Source organism: Rhizobium sp. L43 (genome assembly GCF_002531725.1).
Taxonomy (GTDB): Bacteria; Pseudomonadota; Alphaproteobacteria; order Rhizobiales; family Rhizobiaceae; genus Rhizobium.
Genome location: NZ_NWSQ01000013.1, coordinates 1 through 18135, shown reverse-complemented (window position 1 = coordinate 18135; position 18135 = coordinate 1). Strand labels below are relative to the sequence as shown.

Here is an 18135-nt window from a genome sequence, read left to right as displayed (position 1 = left end):
GACGGCAATGACAAATGCGAACATCCTGAAAGGCGGCCTGCTGGCCGGTGTCCTGGTGATGGCAATGGCGGGTTCGGGACAGGCGATGCCCGCCAGCATGGCGCTGGCAGGCAATGCCAGCCCGCCGATCGGACATTATGAATTCTGCAAGGCAAATCCGAAGGAATGTGTCGAGGTCGGCGGCGATGCCGGACCGGCTATCCTCACCGAGGATCGCTGGAAGGAAATTCTCAAGGTCAACTACACCGTCAATTCGACGATTCAGCCGGAGACGGATGAACAGATCTACGGCGTCGAGGAGCGCTGGGCCTATCCCACCACCGTCGGCGACTGTGAGGACTATGCCCTGCTCAAGCGCAAGATGCTGATCGAGGACGGCTTCTCGCCGTCAGACACGCTGATCACTGTCGTGCTGCAGCCGAACGGCGAAGGCCATGCCGTACTGACGGTCCGCACCGATCACGGCGACTTCATCCTCGACAACATGCGCAACAAGGTGCTGCTGTGGTCGGATACCGAATACACCTATCTGAAGCGCCAGTCCGCCGACGATCCGGCCCGCTGGTCCAAGCTTCAGGACGGCCGCACTGTCGCGGTCGGTAGCGTCAAGTAAGAATTGCCGGCCCCCTGCCGGCTGCAGCCTACGGCCCGGTAAGTCCCCGCATTTCGTCCCGACCGGCGCCCAAGAGCCGTTCCCGCTGTCCCGGGAACGGCTCGTTTCTTTTGGGACAAGCATTGTTTATTTCCAGCGAGGCACTTTAGCGAATTGTTAACCATGACGACCTGATCCTGCCGATCATCCATCATCGGCACCGGCGATTCATGTTCTCCCGCGGCCGAAACGCGAAGAACCGCCATGAGCCATGCCGTGCACAGCGCATCAGACGAGCAGCCGCTTTTTTCCATGGGGTTTCTCCTCCGCACGATGGCAGTGATCACGGTCCTTGCAGTGCTGACCGTCGCCATCAGCATCGGCGGGCGCTGGTTCGGCCGGCATATCTCGCTTGCCGGCAACACGGACAGCACCACCGAGATCTCGCTGACGATCGGCCGCGACAGCGTGAAATTCCCCGAGAATGCCATCCGCTTCCCGAGCCAAAGGCATGGAGGCGCGGCTGAGCGCGTCGATCTCTACCTCGCCTGGCCTGAAATGCAGGGTTACGGCAAGGAAAACCATCTTCGATTCGATGATGTCGCCCAATCCTCCGGCCTGATCTTCCTGCAGATCACCCAGAGCACCATGTCGCGCGACATGTCCGGCCGGCTGGAGCCTATCTATTCGCATCTGCTCGAAGGACCGGCCGAGACTTTCGGCAACGGCCTGACGCTGCATCGTCTTCGCGCCGACGCCGGTTACGGCGACGAGGTGCTGCTGACGGCGCCCGCCAAAGACGGCGCGGACTACGTCGTACGCTGCGTCTTGCCTTCAGCCCCGGACAAGGCGACGAGCGGAGATTGCCAGCGCGATATCAAAGTCGGCAACGATCTCAGCGTTCTCTACCGCTTCTCAAGCAGCCATCTCGACGACTGGGAACATATTGATGCCGCTATCCGCACCTTTGTGGAAGCGCGTCTTATAAACCGTTCTGCAACAAGTCCCTAAAATGCTCCCCGGACAGCGAAATAAACGATTCATCATAAACGGATTGGTAACGCCCGATCGGTAGATTTGAAAGACGAGCTGTGCGGCGGGAGGTGTGCGGTTCCGGCCGAATATCCAAAGTGCCAAATATCTGAAATGCAAAGCGAAGAGTGGAATAGTGTCAAGGTCAGTCTCCTCCGTATCATCGTCCCGATCCGGCAGTTTTTTCGCAAAGCTGCTGGCGATCCTTTCGGTGGCCGTCACGATCGTCCTGGTCGATTCGGTAAATGCCGAAGCGGAAGCGGCGAATTCGAAATATGCAGGCATCGTCGTCGACGCCAAGACCGGCAATGTTCTCTACAGTGAGAATGCCGACCGGCTGCAATATCCCGCCTCCCTGACCAAGATGATGACCCTCTACATGACCTTCGAGGCACTGGAACAGGGTCGCATCCGTCTCGATACGCCGGTTCCCTTCTCCGCCCATGCGGCAGCCCAGGCGCCGACCAAGCTCGGCGTTCGCGCCGGCGGTACGATCACCGTCGAACAAGGCATTCTCGGCCTCGTCACCCTGTCGGCCAATGATGCCGCAACTGCGCTCGGCGAAATGCTCGGCGGCGGCAGCGAGGATCGTTTTGCCCAGCTGATGACCGCCAAGGCCCATGCGCTCGGCATGACGCGCACCACCTATCGCAACGCCAACGGCTTGCCGAATACGGCGCAGATGACGACGGCGCGCGATCAGGCCCGCCTCGGCATCGCTCTTCGTCAGCATTTCCCGCAATATTACGGCTATTTCTCCACCCGCGCCTTCAAGTTCGGCAGCCGCACGATCCGCAGCCACAACCGCCTGGTCGGTTCGGTACGCGGCGTCGACGGCATCAAGACCGGTTACACCAGAGCTGCCGGCTTCAACCTGGTGAGCTCGGTGCAGTTGGACGGCAAGTCGATCGTCGGCGTCGTGCTCGGCGGCGCCTCGACGCCTGCCCGCGATGCCCAGATGCGCAATCTGATCGCCACCTACCTGCCGAAGGCATCGAGCCGTGGCGGATCCTCGGCACTGATCGCCCAGGCGGCCCCTGCCCCCGCCCCTGCAATGATCGAGACACCTGCACCGGTCCAGCCGCAGAAGGTTCAGCAGAAGGCCCAGCCGCAAATGGCAAAGACCATCACCGCGGCGCAGCCGCCGGTTTCGGCAGCAGTTGCCGATCTCAGCCTTCCGCACAAAGGCCCGCTGCCGGATGCGCGCGAGGTGGCCGAGACCGAAGTCGCCTATGCCGAGACGGCAGCACCGAAATCCGACAATCCGCTGGTCGCGCAGCCGATGCCGGCGCCGACCAAAGTCAAGACCATGACCTTCAAGCAGCAGGCATCGGTCCCCGCAGCGAAGCCGGCGGCCGCATCCATGACGTCGGAACAAACCGATACCGGCGTCGATAACGTCACGACGGCCTCGACCAGCCCAGCTTCTGCCGGCAATGGCCCGGCCGGCTGGGTCGTGCAGGTCGGCGTCTCGCCGAGCCGGCAGATGGCCATGGACCTTCTGGAGAACGCCAAGGGCAAGGGCGGCAAGGCATTGGCCTCGGCAAAGCCTTTCGCCGTCGCCTACGGCGCTGGCGGTGACCAGCTCTATCGCGCCCGCTTCGGTGGCTTCGATGACCAGCGCGATGCGGTCAACGCCTGCAAGGCCTTGAAGAAGGCCGGCATCAAGTGCTGGGCGGCCGCCCAATGAGCTATTCGATGCTGCCTGCAAGATGGCCGGCGGCATCGGTGACGGCCGGAATCGGTGTTTGCGTTTCCGGCCACTTTTCTTGAACTCGATCAGTATTGCGTACGGGGAAAACAATGGCGATCAATGAGAATGTTCCGGGAATGCCTTCAGACCGCCGCATGACGGCCAAAGGGCGCTCTTCCCTGCATCCGTTGCACGAGGCGGCCATGCGCCTGGCCGAAATCGGCCTGCAGCGGCCGAAGCCGAAGTCTCCGAAGACCCGGGATCTCATCAATCTGCTGCTTTGCCATGGCGCCCGCGCCTGGCGTTATTCGCAGCCCGAAGCCCGCATTCACCTGCATGTGACCTCGCCTGACGGCAGCGCGCCGGTGCAGCTGCGCCTGCGCTGAACCGCAGACGTCCGCCTGCGGAAAGTCGGTTTTGATTTTCGGATTTAGAGCAGGCCAAGCTCGGTGAGCTCGCGGCGAAGGTCCGCGGGCATTTCGACGATACCGGCCCCAAGGCTTGTCAGGTCGCGCGGCACGTCGTCCTCAGTGTAATAGCGCCAGCCCTGGAAGGGACGCTTCGGCTGCACGGCCGTCTCGATGACCTCAGGGCCGAGCATCAGGCGGCAGCGCGAAATGCCCTCGCCGTCGGTGAAGGTCTGGATGCCGAGCAGTTTCTGCCGCGCCTGCACCTGCCCCTTGATCACCCAGTAGAGCGAGCCGCCATCCAGCAGCTCCTCCATGCGTTTCGGCACCATTCGCGTCGTGTGCACCGAATGCGGCTCAAGTCCGGCAGCGATGGCGCTGAGCGAGCGTTCCGCCACCCATTCGCGCAGATCGTCTATCGAGTCGGCGCCGACACAGAGTTTGATGAGATGCAATGCCATGCCGCCGTTGAAATCCTTTTGGCAGCGAGCGTCAAGCGTCTAAAGCAATTCCACAAAAAGTGTGAAGCGGTTTTCCCAGGCAAAGCGCAAAGCGGTTTTGCCAAGCAAAGCGCACAACGCTTTTGCCGGGCAAAGCGCGCTCTAACACCAGCGTCCACAAACTCAGCATTCCACGACATTGACGGCAAGACCGCCCGTCGAGGTTTCCTTGTATTTTTCGCTCATGTCGTGACCGGTCTGGCGCATCGTCTCGATACAGGCGTCAAGCGGCACGAAATGCTGGCCGTCGCCCTTGACGGCGAGTGATGCCGCGGTGACCGCCTTGACGGCGCCGAGCGCGTTGCGCTCGATGCAGGGGACCTGCACCAGGCCCGCGACCGGGTCGCAGGTCATGCCGAGATGATGTTCGAGCGCGATCTCGGCGGCGTTCTCGATCTGCTCCGGCGTGCCGCCCATGACCGCGGCAAGGCCGGCGGCCGCCATCGCCGCCGCCGAGCCCACCTCGCCCTGACAGCCGACCTCGGCGCCCGAGATCGAGGCATTGTGCTTGATGATGCCGCCGATGGCAGCGGCCGTCAGCAGATAATCGCGGATGCCGTGCTGATCCCAGTCCTCGTGGAAATGCTCGTAATAGCGGATCGTCGCCGGAATGACGCCGGCCGCCCCGTTGGTCGGTGCGGTGACGACGCGACCGCCGGCTGCATTCTCCTCGTTGACGGCCATCGCATAGACGGAGAGCCAGTCGTTGGCGAGCAGCGGGTTGACGCGGTTGCTGCGCCATTCCTCCTCCAGCTTGTCGTGAATCCTGCGGGCGCGACGCTTGACGTTGAGGCCGCCCGGCATGATGCCCTCGACCTTGAGGCCACGCTCGATGCAGGAACGCATCGCCTCCCAGATGCGGTCGAGCCCCTGATCAAGCTCCTCCCGGCTGCGCTGGCTCTCTTCGTTTGCCCGCTTCATCTGCGCGATCGACAGCCCCGAGCGCTCCGCCATATCGAGCATCTGTTTTGCCGTCGAGAACGGATAGGGCACGCGCGTCCCGCCGGCCACGTTTTTCTTCGCCCGCATCTGCTCCAGCTCGGTGTCGGTGACGACGAAGCCGCCGCCGACCGAATAATAGATGCGCTTGAGCAGCAGCCGGCCATCCCTGTCAAAGGCGGAAAAGGACATGCCGTTGGCATGGCCGGGCAGCGGCTGTTTCTTGTCGAAGATCAGATCGGTCTTCGGCTGGAACTGATAGGCGGGATGACCTTCCGGCGTGATGCGGCCGGTGCGCTCGACCATATCGACGATGCCGTCCATCTTATCAGGATCGACGCTGTCGGGCGCCTCGCCCATCAGGCCGAGAATGACCGCCCTGCCCGTGCCATGGCCGATACCGGTATGGGCAAGCGAGCCATGCAGGCTGACCTTGATCGCAACGACCTCCGCGCCCGACGATGGACGCGGCCATTCGTTCGACAGGATCAGTTCGAGAAACCGGTTGGCGGCCGACATCGGACCCATCGTGTGCGAGCTCGACGGCCCCACACCGATCTTGAAGACATCGAATACCGAGAGAAACATGGATGCGCCTTCTGATTACGAGGATGCAAGCTTAAGCGACGCCGGTTTTCAATCCGTGCGGTGCACCGACATCGCATGGAGCCGGTGCGACATTGATAGAACGCCGTGCGTCAGATGACGCGCCGAAAGACGCTCCAGCAGCTTGAGTTTGCGCATAATCCCTTTCGAAAATCGAATCCGATTTTCAGGGGTGCGCGCTAAAACCAAGCCGCCGACCTTACCAGTCATTGCAGCATTTCAATGCATATGTAAGGTGGCCGCACTTCATGTGGAGACTGAATCACCGATGACGACGGCGGACTATATCGCTCTGGCCTTCTTTGCCTGTGTCTGGATGGGCTATTCCTGGCTGCTGCATGGCCGCACCTTCTTCGGACGCACCAGCCTTACCCATGCGATGATCGAACGGCGGCGGGAATGGATCTACAATTCGCTGCGCCGCGACCTGAAGATGATCGATACGCAGATCATGGCAGGCCTGCAGAACGGCACCGCCTTCTTCGCTTCGACCTCGATCTTCGCGATCGGCAGTTGCTTCGCGCTGCTCGGGGCAACGGAGAAGGTCGACGCCGTCTTCGCCGACCTGCCCTTCGTCTTCCACAGCGGCCATGCCGTCTTCGAGATGAAGGTGGGCGGGCTGGCGGCACTTTTCGGCTATGCCTTCTTCAAGTTCGGCTGGTCCTACCGGCTGTTCAACTACTGCACCATCCTGTTCGGCTCGATCCCGATGCTGCGCGATGCCGAACGCGACGTCATCGCCGCCGAACGGGCCGCTGAACGCGTCATCCGCATGAACGTCATTGCCGGCAGCAATTTCAACGAAGGCCTGAGGGCGATCTTCCTGTCGATCGGTTATCTCGGCTGGTTCATCAACCCTTATGTCTTCATGCTGACGACGGCGACCGTCATCTTCGTGCTGGCGCGGCGGCAATTCTTCTCGCAGGCGCGACTGGCGATCATGGACGCCGGCCCGCCATCAAATCTCCACCTTTCCGCGTTTGGCCGCGACATGCCGTCGAGCGACGGACGTGATTTGCCCGAGGGACTTTGATGACATTGCCGGCAATGCAAGCCGATGCGGCGGCAAAACCGCCACGCATCGGCCTATTGGACACGGCGCGCGGTCTCGCGCTGATCGCCATGGCGAGCTACCATTTCAGCTGGGACATGGAGTTCATGGGCTATCTCGCGCCCGGCACGGCCGAGACCGGCTGGCTGAAGATTTATGCCCGGGCGATCGCCACGACCTTTCTGTTCATCGTCGGCATCAGCCTCGTGCTCTCAAGCACACCCGAGATCCGCTGGCCCTCGTTCTGGAAGCGTTTCGGCATGATTGCCGCGGCAGCCGCCGTCATCTCGTTCGCCACGCGCATCGCGATGCCGAACGAGTGGATCTATTTCGGCATCCTGCATTGCATCGCGGTGCTGACGCTGATCGGCGTCGTTTTTTTGAGGTTGCCGCTCGCCGTCACGCTGATCACCACGCTGGCGCTCTTTGCCGCCTGGATAACCGATAATTTCGGCCCACCCGGCCTGCTTCGGTCATCCTTCTTCGATCCCAGATATCTGGCCTGGATCGGCCTTGCCGCGATGCCGGAACGGTCCAACGATTATGTGCCGCTGTTTCCCTGGGCAACGCCGTTTTTCGCTGGGTTAAGTTTCGCCTCGATCGCCATCAGAACCAGGCTGCTGCATCGGCTTGCCGCGATCGGCACCGGTTCCTGGTGGCCGGCCAGGCTCGGCCGCCACAGCCTTGCCTTCTACCTCATTCACCAGCCGGTGTTGATCGGCATCGCCTACGGGCTTTCCCTCGTCGTCCCGCCGCAGGCGCCGGATCCGGTCGCAACTTACCTAAGGCAATGCAACGCCGCTTGCGTCATGCAGCAAGGCGAAGCGCTCTGCCGCAGCTTCTGCCAGTGCACGCTGGAGAAATTGCAGGCTCAAGCGCTGTTCACACCGCTGCAGGCGGGCGCGATCAATATAGAGACGGACGAGCGGGTTCAGACGATTGCCGCCGAATGCAGCGCCGAGGCGCAATAAGCTAGAGCAATTCCAGGAAAAGTGTGAAGCGGTTTTCCCAGGCAAAGCGCGAAGCGCTTTTGCCGGGAATTGCGTAAAAACAAAAACTCTAGCCTCAGGTGGTGACGCCGATTTCGGCGAGGCGGCCGAGGCAGGCCTCTTCGATATTGTCGAGTTCCGTCAGTGTGTCGTCGATATCCTTGCGCTTCTGGCGCAGGTCCTCGCGCTTCTCGTCGACGCGCTTCATCAGCAGCTTCAGCTGCCCGAGTTCACCCGGCGGCTCCTTGTAGACCTGAATGATCTCGCGAATCTCGGCGATGGTGAAGCCGATGCGCCGGCCGCGGAGAATTTCGCCGATGAGCCGGCGGTCGGCCTGACGGAAGAGACGGGTCCGCCCCCGCCGCTCCGGATGGATCAATCCCTCGTCCTCGTAGAAGCGCAGCGTGCGCGTGGAGACACCGAATTCGCGCGTCAGCTCCGTTATGCTATAAAATTTGTTCACCGGCATGCCTTCCCCGTCATGAACCGGTGATAATATTGACTTTTACGTAATAGTCAATTTCGCCACCCGTTCAGATGCCGAACCACCATGTGGCGATGCCGAGAAAGGCGAAGAAGCCGGTACAGTCCGTCACCGTCGTGACGAAGACGGAGGAGGCGATCGCCGGGTCGGCCCCCATCTTGTCGAGCAGCAGCGGCAGCAGGATGCCGGCAAGGGCTGCCGCCATCAGATTGATGATCATCGCCGCCGCGATCACCCCGCCGAGCTGGTAGTCGTGGAACCAGATGCCGGCGATCAGCCCCATGATCGTCGCGAAGACGACGCCGTTGAGGATGCCGACGCCCGCCTCTCTGCGGATGATGCGGCCGGCATTATAGATATCGAGATCGCGGGTGGCGAGCGCGCGCACCGTCACCGTCATCGTCTGCGTTCCGGCATTGCCGCCCATCGAGGCGACGATCGGCATCAGCACGGCAAGCGCGATCATCTTCTCGATCGAAGCGTCGAACAGGCCGATGACGCTTGCCGACAGCATCGCCGTGCCGAGATTGATCAACAGCCAGAGGAAACGCGAACGCGCCGTCGAGAGCACATTGTCGGACAGTTCTTCGTCGCCGACGCCGCCGAGGCGCTTGATGTCCTCGTCCGCTTCCTCGTGGATGACGTCGACGACGTCGTCGATGGTCAGCACGCCCACAAGCCGGCCGTTCTCGTCGACGACGGCGGCCGAGAGAAGGTCGTACTGCTCGAAGAGCTGGGCCGCCTCCTCCTGGTCCATCTCGGCCGGGACCGGATGGTTGGTCTCGCGCATGATCTGCTCGATCTTCGTCTGCCGCTTGGTGCGCAGGATCTGGTCGAGATCGACGGCACCGAGCAGCTTGAAGGTCGGATCGATGACGAAGATCTGCGAGAAAGAATAGGGCAGATCCTCCTCGTCGCGCATGTAATCGATCGTCTGTCCCACGGTCCAGAACGGCGGCACAGCGACGAATTCCGTCTGCATGCGGCGCCCGGCCGAACTTTCGGGATAATCGAGCGCCCGGCGCAGCCGCACCCGCTCGGTGAACGGCAGCTGGGCGAGGATCTCTTCCCGGTCCTCCTTGTCGAGGTCTTCGAGAATGTAGACCGCGTCGTCCGAATCGAGCTCGCCGATCGCCGCGGCGATCTGCTCGTTCGGCATCTGGTCGACGATCTCGCGGCGGATCGCCTCGTCGACCTCGGTCAGCGCCGTCATGTCGAAATCTTCGCCGAGCAGCCGCACCAGCGCCAGGCGCTGATCCGGCTGGATCGATTCCAGCAGGTCGCCTATTTCGGATTCATGCAGGCGGGCGACGTTCTGGCGCAGGAACAGCGTGTCACGGTCGGCGATCGCGGCGCCGACGAGCGCCAGGAAATCGCTGCGGACATTGCCGTCCTCATCGTAGATATCGGCTTCCTCGTCATCGCGCCTGCGAATGCGGTCTTCCCCGTCGGTCGTCGTCATCTGCCGCCCTCGCATCTGGTTCGAATTTCAACGACTACAGCGCCGCACTCGCAAATGTCGGCGAAAACACATTCTCAACAAGCAGATAAGCAAATCCCGCGCGAGGCTCCCGCGATCGGAATTCATGCTTCTGCTAGCCCAAAGCATCCTTGCCGTAAAGCAGCAAACCTGCCTCTTGATGACAATGCCTGCGGCCGGCGATAGTTTCGCCACCCATCCGAGCAGAGCCCGCTCAAGCCGAGAAAGCTGCCCCATGCCCATCCGTCCGATTCTGCGCTATCCGCATCCTGCCCTGAAGAGCGTCTGCGCGCCGGTGACGACCTTCGATTCGTCGCTCGCCGAGCTTGCCGACGACCTGCTGGCGACGATGCGCGCCGCCCCCGGCGTCGGCATCACCGCCGCCCATATCGGCGTCCTCAGCCGTGTGACGGTGCTGGAGCTCGACAAGGCCGAGGGCGTGCGCCTCTACGTCAACCCGGAGATCACCTGGTTCTCGCAGGAGACGATGAACCACACCGAAGGCAGCGTCTCCATGCCCGGCGCCACCGACGAGGTCACACGCCCGCGCGCGATTCGCTTCCGTTACCAGGATGCCGAGGGCATCGTGCACGAGGACGCCGCCGAAGGTTTCCACGCCATCTGCATCCAGCACGAGGTCGACCAGCTCGACGGCATTTTCTGGCTGCAGCGCCTCTCGCGGCTGAAACGCGACCGTCTCGTGAAAAGATGGGAGAAGGCCCAGGGCTAATAATCACCGCTGACAAATCCCCTCCGCACCGAACCATTCGCCGCTGCCGGCGTTTCCAGCAAAGAAACCCCGCACGGAAACGAGGAGTGACCGCCATGGTAGGGATCGGTGACAAGACGAAGTTTACCCGGGAAAAGCCTGAGCTTTCCCGGGAGGAAGATTATCGCGACCTCGAGGAACGCAATCTCGACGACGGCTGGCCCTATGCCGACGGCGCCGGCGCCGACCCGGCCAACCGCCCCTATGGCGAGACGGCGGCAAATTTCGACAGCGACCCCAACAGGGGCTTCCGGATCGACGGCACGGATGAAGATGGCAACGAGAACCGCCTGAAGGATTCGCTGCGCCTCGACAGCATCGACCGGGATGAGAGCGACGACCTCGAAGCGCGGGTGAACGACAATCTCGAAAACATTCCCGAGGTCGACATCGACAGCATCGAGGTTCATGCGGATGGTCATATCGTCACCCTGGAAGGGTCGGTGGAGACGATCGGCATTGCCCGCAAGGTCGAACTCGGTGCGCTTTCCGTCGACGGCGTCCACCATGTCCGCAACAAACTGCAGCTGACCGGTGTCGACGCGCATATCCCGAACGAGGACTGATTGACCCGCAGGATACGGATATTCCGCGGGAGGCACCCAATGCCTCTCGCCCGCTTCCATCAACCTTCCCGTCCGCCAACATTACCAAAAGTTAACAATTTCAGATTGCATCGCAACATGCTTGCGCAGATGCCGTATTTTGACATTTTGCTTAGGCGGCTTCTGTAACGTGAACGTCAATTTCGTTGACAACACTGTGATTTCATTTGGACAAAAGGTCGCGGCCACGGCGCCGTTTGTTCACAAAATTGCCTGAATTGGGGCGCGAACTCTGATGCGCCGAGGGTTAGTTTATGTTGTGGAATTCAACAGCAGATTGAGGAGATAGACCCATGCGCATCAAATTTGCCCTTGCCGCGTCCCTGTTCGCCGTCAGCCTTGCAGGCGCTGCCTTCGCCCAGCCGACCTATTCCGACGACTACACCAACGACAGTGACGGTTTCTCACCGAGCCCGGTGGCAAAGCCGGCCCCGGTCCACTACAGCAACCGCAAGGCCCCGGCCTATTCCAGCGACTATACCAATGACAGCGACGGCTTCGCCCCGAGCGCCATGGCAGCTCCTGCCGTCGACAAGACCGCTACGGCGAGCATCGCCCCCCTGCCTCCGTGCCACAGCATGATCGGCCCGAAGGGTTCCCACACCAAGGGTGCCGACAGCGGCGCCTCCCGCACCGAAGCATGCCGGGCAACGCATTGATCCGATAAAAGAAAGGGCCGGAAACCGGCCCTTCTCTTTTTCAATCCACTTGTTCGTCGCTTCAGAAAAGAAATGGCACGAGGCGGTAACGCGTTTTACCCATGAAGGCCTGGTAAGCAGGATCTTGGCTGAGCAGACGCTCCTCCGCCAGCAGGCGGAAACATTGTGCGGTCAGCGCCGTCGCATAGATGGCAAAATTCCAAAGGCTCGGATGTGCCAGGAAGAAGCCGACATGTGTCATCAGATAGCCCGCATACATCGGATGGCGGACAAATTTGTAGGGTCCGCCGATCTTGATCCCGCGATTGGCCGGCACAAGGCCGAAGCTTCGCCGCAATGACAGCTTTGCCGATATCTGCAGGACAAAACCGAGCGCCATTGCCATTCCGCAGAGCGCGAGCGGTGCAAGCGGTTGTGTCGCGGAGGGGACGACAAGCAGCGGGAAGAGCGTGCCGACGGCGGTGACCATCCAGTCAAACACACGAAGCGACGCATTTTTCGTCGACCGGCGCGTCAGGATGAGGAAGGCTGCAGCTCCCTCCGAAACGATCAGCAGGCAGTCGATGATTGCTCGATTGTCCTGCATCTGCGGCAGAATACGCAAGACGATCGCGACAAAGAAATAACCAATGACGACTTTTTCGATGATATCGAGAACGAAATACACATCGAAGAACGACCAGCTTGCCGCCGTCTTTTTTTTCATTGTTCGCAAGTCTTCCGCATCATAACATTGCGACAACCTATATCTGCGCAATCGCTAATTATCGGTTAATGCGTCTGCTGACGGGACGGCGGTTCTTGCTGGCCGATCCTCACGGCAAAATGCGGCAGCAGCGACAGGCCAACGGGTTTCTGCAGCGATATCAACGCCGTCCGTCTGCCCATTCCGCCACGACGCATTGCTCCGGAGAGGCCGAAGCCGGCCACTCCTTCAGATGCAGATTGCCGGAGACAAGTCGCCGTCCTGAACAATCAGGTTTCGCCGGTCGTTTCACCGAAAACCGCCTCGAAGGCGGTGCGCAGCCGGATATCGACATCAGCCATCATCACAGGCAAGCCGAGATCGACGAGACTGGTCACGCCATAGGCCGATATCCCGCAGGGCACGATGCCGCTGAAATGGTCGAGATCCGGATCGACGTTGAGCGACAGTCCGTGGAAGGTCACCCATTTCCGCAGCCTTATGCCGAGGGCGGCGATCTTGTCCTCGGCCATCGTTCCATCGGCAAGCAACGGCTTTTCCGGCCGGCGCACCCAGACGCCGACGCGATCTTCACGTCGCTCGCCGCGGACATTCATCATGTCGAGCGTGCGGATGACGACATCCTCAAGGGCGGTGACGAAGGCGCGCACATCCTGGCGTCTGCGCTTCAGATCGAGCATCACATAGGCGACGCGCTGGCCGGGTCCGTGATAGGTATATTCACCGCCGCGCCCCGTCGCAAAGACCGGAAAACGGTCCGGCTGCACGAGATCGCCGGCATTGGCGCTGGTGCCGGCAGTATAGAGCGGCGGATGTTCGACGAGCCAGACGAGCTCGTCGCCGCCATCCGATATCGCCGCCACTTCGCGCTCCATCGTCTCCACGGCCTCTTCATAGGCAACGAGACCGTCGGCAATGCGCCAGCGTACCGGCCGGCTGCCGGGTTGGGGAAGCATGGAGAATTCGAGATCGGTGCGAAGCATGGCCATTCCTTGCCGCTCTCCCCGAAATGCCTGCGAAATCGGAGGGCGGCAGGACAGCTATATGGACCCGTTCCGGGAGCAATTCAAATGCGATGACCGGTTTTTAAAAAAACTGTCATACCGCCCTTGTGCACCCCAAATGCTTTTGCTACATGCTGCCCCGCCGACGCAAATCGGCACCTACCACGATGCGGTCGTGGCGGAATTGGTAGACGCGCAGCGTTGAGGTCGCTGTGGGGCAACCCGTGGAAGTTCGAGTCTTCTCGACCGCACCATTTCCCTTCCGGGAAACGCTTTCTAAGCGACGATTTCGATTTCACCCTCGAAGTTATTTGCGGTTGCTCGGCTTGATCGCCAAGCCATCTCATGGTTGATGGCGTCATCCCCGCAAGAATCGGCAGCCATGTCAGAGCCCCATCAAAATTCCCTGCAGGGCATGGCCATCATGTCCGGCGCCATGCTCATCCTGCCGACCATGGACGCCATCGCCAAATACATGGCGACCTTCGAGGCGATGTCGCCGGGTCAAGTGACCTTCTACCGATTCTTCTTCCAGATCGCCTGCACCCTGCCGATTCTCTTCGCTCTTTTCGGCCTGAAGGCGCTTTCGGCCAAACGGCCATGGATGAACCTGCTGCGCGGCGTGCTGCATGGTGGTGCGAGCCTGCTGTTCTTCGTCGCCGTCAAATACATGCCGCTTGCCGATGTCTTCGCCATCTATTTCGTCGACCCCTTCATGCTGGCCGCCCTGTCGGCGCTGTTTCTCGGAGAGAAGGTCGGCTGGCGCCGCTGGATCGCGATCGTGGTCGGTTTCGGCGGCGCGATGATCGTCATTCAGCCGAGCTACGAGATCTTCGGTCTGAAGGCGCTGCTGCCGGTCGCCTGTGCCTTTCTGTTCTCGCTCTATCTCTTCCTCAACCGCGCCATCGGTGAGGCCGATTCGCCGCTGACCATGCAGACGATGGCCGGCATCGGCGGAACGGTCTTCATGGCCGCCGCGCTTCTCATCGGCAACGGTTCCGGCAATGCCGATTTCGCCGTCTCTCTGCCCTCCTCCGGTCTCGGTCTTGTGCTGCTTCTCGCCCTCGGCCTGATCTCGGGATATGCGCATATGCTGGTGGTCCGGGCTTTCCGCCTTGCGCCGCTGTCGCTGCTTGCGCCGTTCCAGTACTTCGAGATCATCTCGGCGACCGTTCTCGGCTATGCGCTGTTCAACGACTTCCCGAGCTTTTCCAAATGGATCGGCATCTTCATCATCGTCGCCTCAGGGCTGTTCATCATCTGGCGCGAGCGGCTGCAGGCGCAATCGTTAAAATCTTCCTGACCCCGGGAATATCGGATTAACTCCTCTTCTTGAGGGATCGTCAATTCGCAGGCGATAAAACAGTCTCCGGTTTCATGATGAAGCCTGGAGTTAAAACATGAGCGAATTTCGTCTCGCTTTTCCGGCCTGCGTCGTGGCCGGCAAGCATCGGCTGACGGCCGAAGATATATTGCTATTGCGCAAACATGCTTTTCCGGAGGGCATCCGGACATCCGACGATGTCGTGGCGATGTTGGCGCTCAATAATTCCTGCCCTGAAAAATGTGCCGCCTGGAACGCTTTCTTCGTAGAGCAGCTCGCCGGTTTCATCGTTCATTACACCTATCCGCAGGGCTCCCTTGATGAAATCAACGTCGCCTGGATCATGCGCATGTTCACGACCGACGGTGTCGTCAACTCGGCGCTGGAACTCGAGCTCATTCTCCACGTCATGGAGATTTCGGCCGACGTCCCGGGTGAATTGAGAGCGCTCGCCCTCGATCAGCTCCGTCTGGCGATCACCGACAATATCGGTGGCTACAAGCTATCACGTGCCGTCGATCGCCGGGGCATTACCCGCCAGGACGTCGATTTCACGATGCGCATCTTCAGAAGCGTCGCCGAAAACGGCATCATCCCCGTTTCCTCGGTCGAATACGGCGTGCTCCAGCAGATCGAGCAGGCGACGCTGGCCGGCGCCAATCATCCGCACTGGGCGGGGATCATGGCCGCCGTCGAGCTGCGTGACTATGCCGAGCCGCGGCGCAGCCGCTGGCTGCGCATCGTCGACGAGGAACCCGTCTGCGAAGCCGCCGTCGCCTGATGCTCCTCATGCCTGATTGTGCGTTCCGGTGTTTTGTGCGTAAAACTCCGGAACGCATTTCTGGGTGGAGTCTCGATGTTCAAGAAAATCCTGATCGCGAATCGCGGCGAAATCGCCTGCCGCGTGATCAAGACTGCGCGCCGCATGGACATTCGAACCGTTGCGGTCTATTCAGATGCGGATCGGGACGCGCTGCATGTCGAGATGGCCGACGAGGCCGTGCATATCGGCCCGGCCGCGGCGTCCGAGAGTTATCTGGTGGCCGAAAAGATCATCGCCGCCTGCAAGGCCACCGGCGCCGAGGCTGTGCATCCCGGTTATGGCTTCCTGTCCGAACGCGCCGCCTTCTGCGCTGAATTGGAAAAGCAGGGCATCATCTTCATCGGCCCGAAGCCGAAGGCGATCATGGCGATGGGCGACAAGATCGAATCGAAGAAATTCGCCAATGCCGCCGGTGTCTCCACGGTGCCCGGCCATCTCGGCGTCATCAAGGATGCCGCCCATGCGGAAGTGATCGCAGGCGGTATCGGCTATCCTGTCATGATCAAGGCATCGGCCGGCGGCGGCGGCAAGGGCATGCGCATTGCCTGGAACGAGGCCGAAGTGCGCGACGGCTTCGAGCGCGCCCGCTCGGAGGCGAAAAGCGCCTTCGGCGACGACCGCGTCTTCATCGAGAAGTTCATCGTCGAGCCGCGCCACATCGAGATCCAGGTTCTGGCCGATGCGCATGGCAATGTCGTCTATCTCGGCGAGCGCGAATGCTCGATCCAGCGGCGGAACCAGAAGGTGGCGGAAGAGGCGCCCTCGCCCTTCCTCGACGAAAAAACCCGCAAGGCGATGGGCGAACAATCGATGGCCTTGGCGAAAGCCGTCGATTACCAGAGCGCCGGCACCGTCGAATTCATCGTCGATCGCGACCGCAATTTCTATTTCCTCGAAATGAACACCCGCCTGCAGGTCGAGCACCCGGTGACCGAACTCGTCACCGGCATCGATCTCGTCGAGCAGATGATCCGTGTCGCCGCGGGAGAGCCCCTTCCCCTGGCCCAGGAAGATATCAGGCTCGACGGTTGGGCGATCGAAAGCCGGCTCTATGCCGAAGACCCTTACCGCAACTTCCTGCCCTCGATCGGCCGCTTGACGCGCTACCGCCCGCCGGCCGAAGGCAGAACCGGCAATGTCGTCATCCGCAACGACACCGGCGTCTTCGAGGGCGCCGAGATCTCGATGTATTACGATCCGATGATCGCCAAGCTCTGCACCTGGGCGCCGACAAGGCTGGAGGCGATCGAGGCCATGGGCCGGGCGCTCGACGGCTTCGTCGTCGATGGCATCGAGCACAATGTTCCTTTCCTGTCGGCGCTGATGAAACATCCGCGCTGGCGCGAGGGCCGGCTTTCCACGGGCTTCATCGCCGAGGAATATCCCGATGGTTTCGCGCCGATGAAACCGGAGCAGTCGGAAGAGGCCGTGCTTGCCGCCATCGCGCTCTCCGCATCGCTGATCGAAGCGAACCGCCGCGAACGTTTCGCCGATCGCCTGCGCGCCGCATCCGGCGCGCTGCGCGAGCACTGGGTGGTCAAGATTGGCGATAACCACGTCGCGGCAAGATTGCTCGACGGTCTCGTCACCATCCCTTTCGATATGGACATGTCGATCGAGGGCGAGAGGCAGAGCGTTGTCACCGACTGGAGACCCGGCGACCCCGTCTGGAGCGGCAAGGTCGGCGGCCGCGACATCACCGCGCAGATCCGCCCCGTTCTCAACGGATTGCGCATCGACTGGCAGGGGCTTTCGGTCATCGCCAAGGTGTTTTCGCCGCGTCATGCCGAGCTCGACAGGCTGATGCCGGTGAAGCTGCCGCCCGATACCTCCAAGCTCCTGCTCTGCCCGATGCCCGGCCTCGTCGTGTCCATCTCGGTTGCCGAGGGCCAGGAGGTCAAGGCCGGTGAGACGCTGGCGATCGTCGAGGCGATGAAGATGGAAAACGTCTTGCGCGCCGATCGCGATCTCGTCGTCTCGAAGATCAATGCCGCGGCCGGCGAAAGCCTGGCTGTCGACGCCGTGATCATGGAATTCGCCTGAGAGGAACAGACTGGGGGCCGGCCGTTTTCGCTTGAGCCGAGTTCGCCGACCATGCCAAGCTCAGCCCGATAAATCAGCTGAGAAGCAACAAAATCAGCAGGGAGACAGGAAGATGGACGTTCGCGCCGCCGTTGCCGTTCAGGCAGGCAAACCGCTTGAGGTGATGACCGTGCAGCTGGAGGGACCGAAGGCCGGCGAAGTGCTGGTCGAGGTCAAGGCGACGGGTATTTGCCACACCGATGATTTCACCCTGTCGGGCGCCGATCCGGAAGGCCTGTTTCCGGCCATTCTCGGCCATGAGGGCGCCGGCATCGTTGTCGATGTCGGTCCCGGCGTCACTTCGGTGAAGAAAGGCGACCACGTCATTCCGCTCTACACCCCGGAATGCCGCGAATGTTATTCCTGCCTTTCCCGCAAGACCAATCTCTG

General features: G+C 61.3%; 21 protein-coding genes and 1 tRNA gene. 14 read left to right on the top strand and 8 right to left on the bottom strand.

What is annotated here, in order from left to right:
- The first annotated feature begins 7 nt into the window (after positions 1–7).
- From CO667_RS18045 to CO667_RS18030, 3 genes are all read left to right on the top strand, one after another.
- Positions 8–613, top strand: a complete 606-nt coding sequence (locus CO667_RS18045; RefSeq protein WP_097619670.1) for a transglutaminase-like cysteine peptidase — start codon at positions 8–10, stop codon at positions 611–613.
- Positions 614–856: 243 nt separating this feature from the next.
- Complete coding sequence (locus tag CO667_RS18040) at positions 857–1603, top strand: hypothetical protein (protein ID WP_097619669.1); 747 nt, start codon at positions 857–859, stop codon at positions 1601–1603.
- Positions 1604–1760: 157 nt separating this feature from the next.
- On the top strand, positions 1761–3314 hold the full coding sequence (locus CO667_RS18030) for a D-alanyl-D-alanine carboxypeptidase (protein WP_097619668.1): 1554 nt from the start codon (positions 1761–1763) through the stop codon (positions 3312–3314).
- Position 3315: 1 nt separating this feature from the next.
- Here CO667_RS18030 and CO667_RS35435 read toward each other — a convergent pair whose 3' ends face one another.
- On the bottom strand, positions 3316–3483 hold the full coding sequence (locus tag CO667_RS35435; RefSeq protein ID WP_179874172.1) for a hypothetical protein: 168 nt from the start codon (positions 3481–3483) through the stop codon (positions 3316–3318).
- Here CO667_RS35435 and CO667_RS18025 point away from each other — a divergent pair.
- On the top strand, positions 3428–3703 hold the full coding sequence (locus CO667_RS18025) for a hypothetical protein (protein ID WP_097619667.1): 276 nt from the start codon (positions 3428–3430) through the stop codon (positions 3701–3703). The two genes, CO667_RS35435 and CO667_RS18025, sit on opposite strands and share 56 nt — an antisense overlap.
- 44 nt (positions 3704–3747) lie before the next feature.
- Here the strand turns inward: CO667_RS18025 and CO667_RS18020 are convergent, their stop codons facing one another.
- The 3 genes from CO667_RS18020 to CO667_RS34890 all read right to left on the bottom strand — a co-directional run bounded on the left by CO667_RS18020 (position 3748) and on the right by CO667_RS34890 (position 5979).
- Entirely contained in the window at positions 3748–4185 is a 438-nt protein-coding gene (locus CO667_RS18020) for a DUF1489 family protein (RefSeq protein ID WP_097619666.1), read from the bottom strand.
- A gap of 162 nt (positions 4186–4347) precedes the next feature.
- The gene (locus CO667_RS18015) at positions 4348–5751 is read right to left on the bottom strand and encodes an L-serine ammonia-lyase (protein ID WP_097619665.1); all 1404 of its coding nucleotides are present in this window, start codon (positions 5749–5751) and stop codon (positions 4348–4350) included.
- 48 nt (positions 5752–5799) lie between these two features.
- Positions 5800–5979 carry a hypothetical protein gene (locus CO667_RS34890; RefSeq protein ID WP_143540729.1) on the bottom strand — a complete coding sequence of 60 codons (180 nt, stop codon included), beginning with the start codon at positions 5977–5979 and terminating at the stop codon, positions 5800–5802.
- A gap of 58 nt (positions 5980–6037) precedes the next feature.
- Here CO667_RS34890 and CO667_RS18010 point away from each other — a divergent pair, with 58 nt between their 5' ends.
- Complete coding sequence (locus CO667_RS18010; RefSeq protein ID WP_097619664.1) at positions 6038–6802, top strand: DUF599 domain-containing protein; 765 nt, start codon at positions 6038–6040, stop codon at positions 6800–6802.
- Positions 6802–7791, top strand: a complete 990-nt coding sequence (locus CO667_RS18005; protein WP_097619663.1) for a DUF1624 domain-containing protein — start codon at positions 6802–6804, stop codon at positions 7789–7791. The genes CO667_RS18010 and CO667_RS18005 overlap by 1 nt, the downstream gene beginning before the upstream one ends.
- Positions 7792–7885: 94 nt before the next feature.
- On the opposite strand, the gene CO667_RS18000 is transcribed toward CO667_RS18005, so the two are convergent.
- The gene (locus CO667_RS18000; RefSeq protein ID WP_085737334.1) at positions 7886–8278 is read right to left on the bottom strand and encodes a MerR family DNA-binding transcriptional regulator; all 393 of its coding nucleotides are present in this window, start codon (positions 8276–8278) and stop codon (positions 7886–7888) included.
- A gap of 64 nt (positions 8279–8342) precedes the next feature.
- Positions 8343–9755 (bottom strand): magnesium transporter, encoded by a 1413-nt coding sequence (gene mgtE, locus CO667_RS17995; protein WP_097619662.1) that lies wholly within the window; start codon positions 9753–9755, stop codon positions 8343–8345.
- Between the two features lie 253 nt (positions 9756–10008).
- Here mgtE and CO667_RS17990 point away from each other — a divergent pair, with 253 nt between their 5' ends.
- From CO667_RS17990 to CO667_RS17980, 3 genes are all read left to right on the top strand, one after another.
- Positions 10009–10503: a peptide deformylase gene (locus CO667_RS17990; RefSeq protein WP_097619661.1), complete on the top strand. Its 495-nt coding sequence runs from the start codon at positions 10009–10011 to the stop codon at positions 10501–10503.
- Positions 10504–10598: 95 nt separating this feature from the next.
- A complete protein-coding gene (locus tag CO667_RS17985) occupies positions 10599–11108 on the top strand; it encodes a BON domain-containing protein (RefSeq protein WP_097619825.1) in 510 nt (169 codons plus the stop codon).
- 332 nt (positions 11109–11440) lie between these two features.
- Entirely contained in the window at positions 11441–11806 is a 366-nt protein-coding gene (locus CO667_RS17980) for a hypothetical protein (RefSeq protein ID WP_097619660.1), read from the top strand.
- Positions 11807–11867: 61 nt separating this feature from the next.
- Here CO667_RS17980 and CO667_RS17975 read toward each other — a convergent pair whose 3' ends face one another.
- Both CO667_RS17975 and lipB read right to left on the bottom strand, forming a co-directional pair.
- Positions 11868–12512: a methyltransferase gene (locus CO667_RS17975; protein ID WP_097619659.1), complete on the bottom strand. Its 645-nt coding sequence runs from the start codon at positions 12510–12512 to the stop codon at positions 11868–11870.
- Positions 12513–12781: 269 nt separating this feature from the next.
- On the bottom strand, positions 12782–13501 hold the full coding sequence (gene lipB / locus CO667_RS17970; protein ID WP_097619658.1) for a lipoyl(octanoyl) transferase LipB: 720 nt from the start codon (positions 13499–13501) through the stop codon (positions 12782–12784).
- A 184-nt stretch (positions 13502–13685) separates the two neighbouring features.
- On the opposite strand from lipB, the gene CO667_RS17965 reads away from it, so the two are divergent.
- The 5 genes from CO667_RS17965 to CO667_RS17945 form a co-directional block, all read left to right on the top strand.
- Positions 13686–13770, top strand: a tRNA-Leu gene (locus tag CO667_RS17965).
- Positions 13771–13868: 98 nt separating this feature from the next.
- A complete protein-coding gene (locus CO667_RS17960; RefSeq protein WP_179874175.1) occupies positions 13869–14819 on the top strand; it encodes a DMT family transporter in 951 nt (316 codons plus the stop codon).
- Between the two features lie 97 nt (positions 14820–14916).
- Positions 14917–15621 (top strand): hypothetical protein, encoded by a 705-nt coding sequence (locus CO667_RS17955; RefSeq protein ID WP_097619656.1) that lies wholly within the window; start codon positions 14917–14919, stop codon positions 15619–15621.
- A 75-nt stretch (positions 15622–15696) separates the two neighbouring features.
- Positions 15697–17706, top strand: coding sequence for an acetyl/propionyl/methylcrotonyl-CoA carboxylase subunit alpha (locus tag CO667_RS17950; protein ID WP_097619655.1), 2010 nt, complete (start codon positions 15697–15699; stop codon positions 17704–17706).
- 112 nt (positions 17707–17818) lie between these two features.
- On the top strand, positions 17819–18135 hold a 317-nt coding region (locus CO667_RS17945; RefSeq protein WP_179874174.1), incomplete at its 3' end, for an alcohol dehydrogenase catalytic domain-containing protein.

Coding starts and splice junctions, on each gene's coding strand:
- CO667_RS18045 (WP_097619670.1), top strand. CDS start 8: ATGACAAATGCGAACATCCTGAAAGGCGGCCTGCTGGCCGGTGTCCTG.
- CO667_RS17990 (WP_097619661.1), top strand. CDS start 10,009: ATGCCCATCCGTCCGATTCTGCGCTATCCGCATCCTGCCCTGAAGAGC.
- CO667_RS18025 (WP_097619667.1), top strand. CDS start 3,428: ATGGCGATCAATGAGAATGTTCCGGGAATGCCTTCAGACCGCCGCATG.
- CO667_RS17950 (WP_097619655.1), top strand. CDS start 15,697: ATGTTCAAGAAAATCCTGATCGCGAATCGCGGCGAAATCGCCTGCCGC.
- CO667_RS34890 (WP_143540729.1), bottom strand. CDS start 5,979: ATGACTGGTAAGGTCGGCGGCTTGGTTTTAGCGCGCACCCCTGAAAAT.
- CO667_RS18040 (WP_097619669.1), top strand. CDS start 857: ATGAGCCATGCCGTGCACAGCGCATCAGACGAGCAGCCGCTTTTTTCC.
- mgtE (WP_097619662.1), bottom strand. CDS start 9,755: ATGACGACGACCGACGGGGAAGACCGCATTCGCAGGCGCGATGACGAG.
- CO667_RS17955 (WP_097619656.1), top strand. CDS start 14,917: ATGAGCGAATTTCGTCTCGCTTTTCCGGCCTGCGTCGTGGCCGGCAAG.
- CO667_RS17975 (WP_097619659.1), bottom strand. CDS start 12,512: ATGAAAAAAAAGACGGCGGCAAGCTGGTCGTTCTTCGATGTGTATTTC.
- CO667_RS18010 (WP_097619664.1), top strand. CDS start 6,038: ATGACGACGGCGGACTATATCGCTCTGGCCTTCTTTGCCTGTGTCTGG.
- CO667_RS18020 (WP_097619666.1), bottom strand. CDS start 4,185: ATGGCATTGCATCTCATCAAACTCTGTGTCGGCGCCGACTCGATAGAC.
- lipB (WP_097619658.1), bottom strand. CDS start 13,501: ATGGCCATGCTTCGCACCGATCTCGAATTCTCCATGCTTCCCCAACCC.
- CO667_RS18005 (WP_097619663.1), top strand. CDS start 6,802: ATGACATTGCCGGCAATGCAAGCCGATGCGGCGGCAAAACCGCCACGC.
- CO667_RS17980 (WP_097619660.1), top strand. CDS start 11,441: ATGCGCATCAAATTTGCCCTTGCCGCGTCCCTGTTCGCCGTCAGCCTT.
- CO667_RS18015 (WP_097619665.1), bottom strand. CDS start 5,751: ATGTTTCTCTCGGTATTCGATGTCTTCAAGATCGGTGTGGGGCCGTCG.
- CO667_RS17985 (WP_097619825.1), top strand. CDS start 10,599: ATGGTAGGGATCGGTGACAAGACGAAGTTTACCCGGGAAAAGCCTGAG.
- CO667_RS17960 (WP_179874175.1), top strand. CDS start 13,869: ATGGCGTCATCCCCGCAAGAATCGGCAGCCATGTCAGAGCCCCATCAA.
- CO667_RS18000 (WP_085737334.1), bottom strand. CDS start 8,278: ATGCCGGTGAACAAATTTTATAGCATAACGGAGCTGACGCGCGAATTC.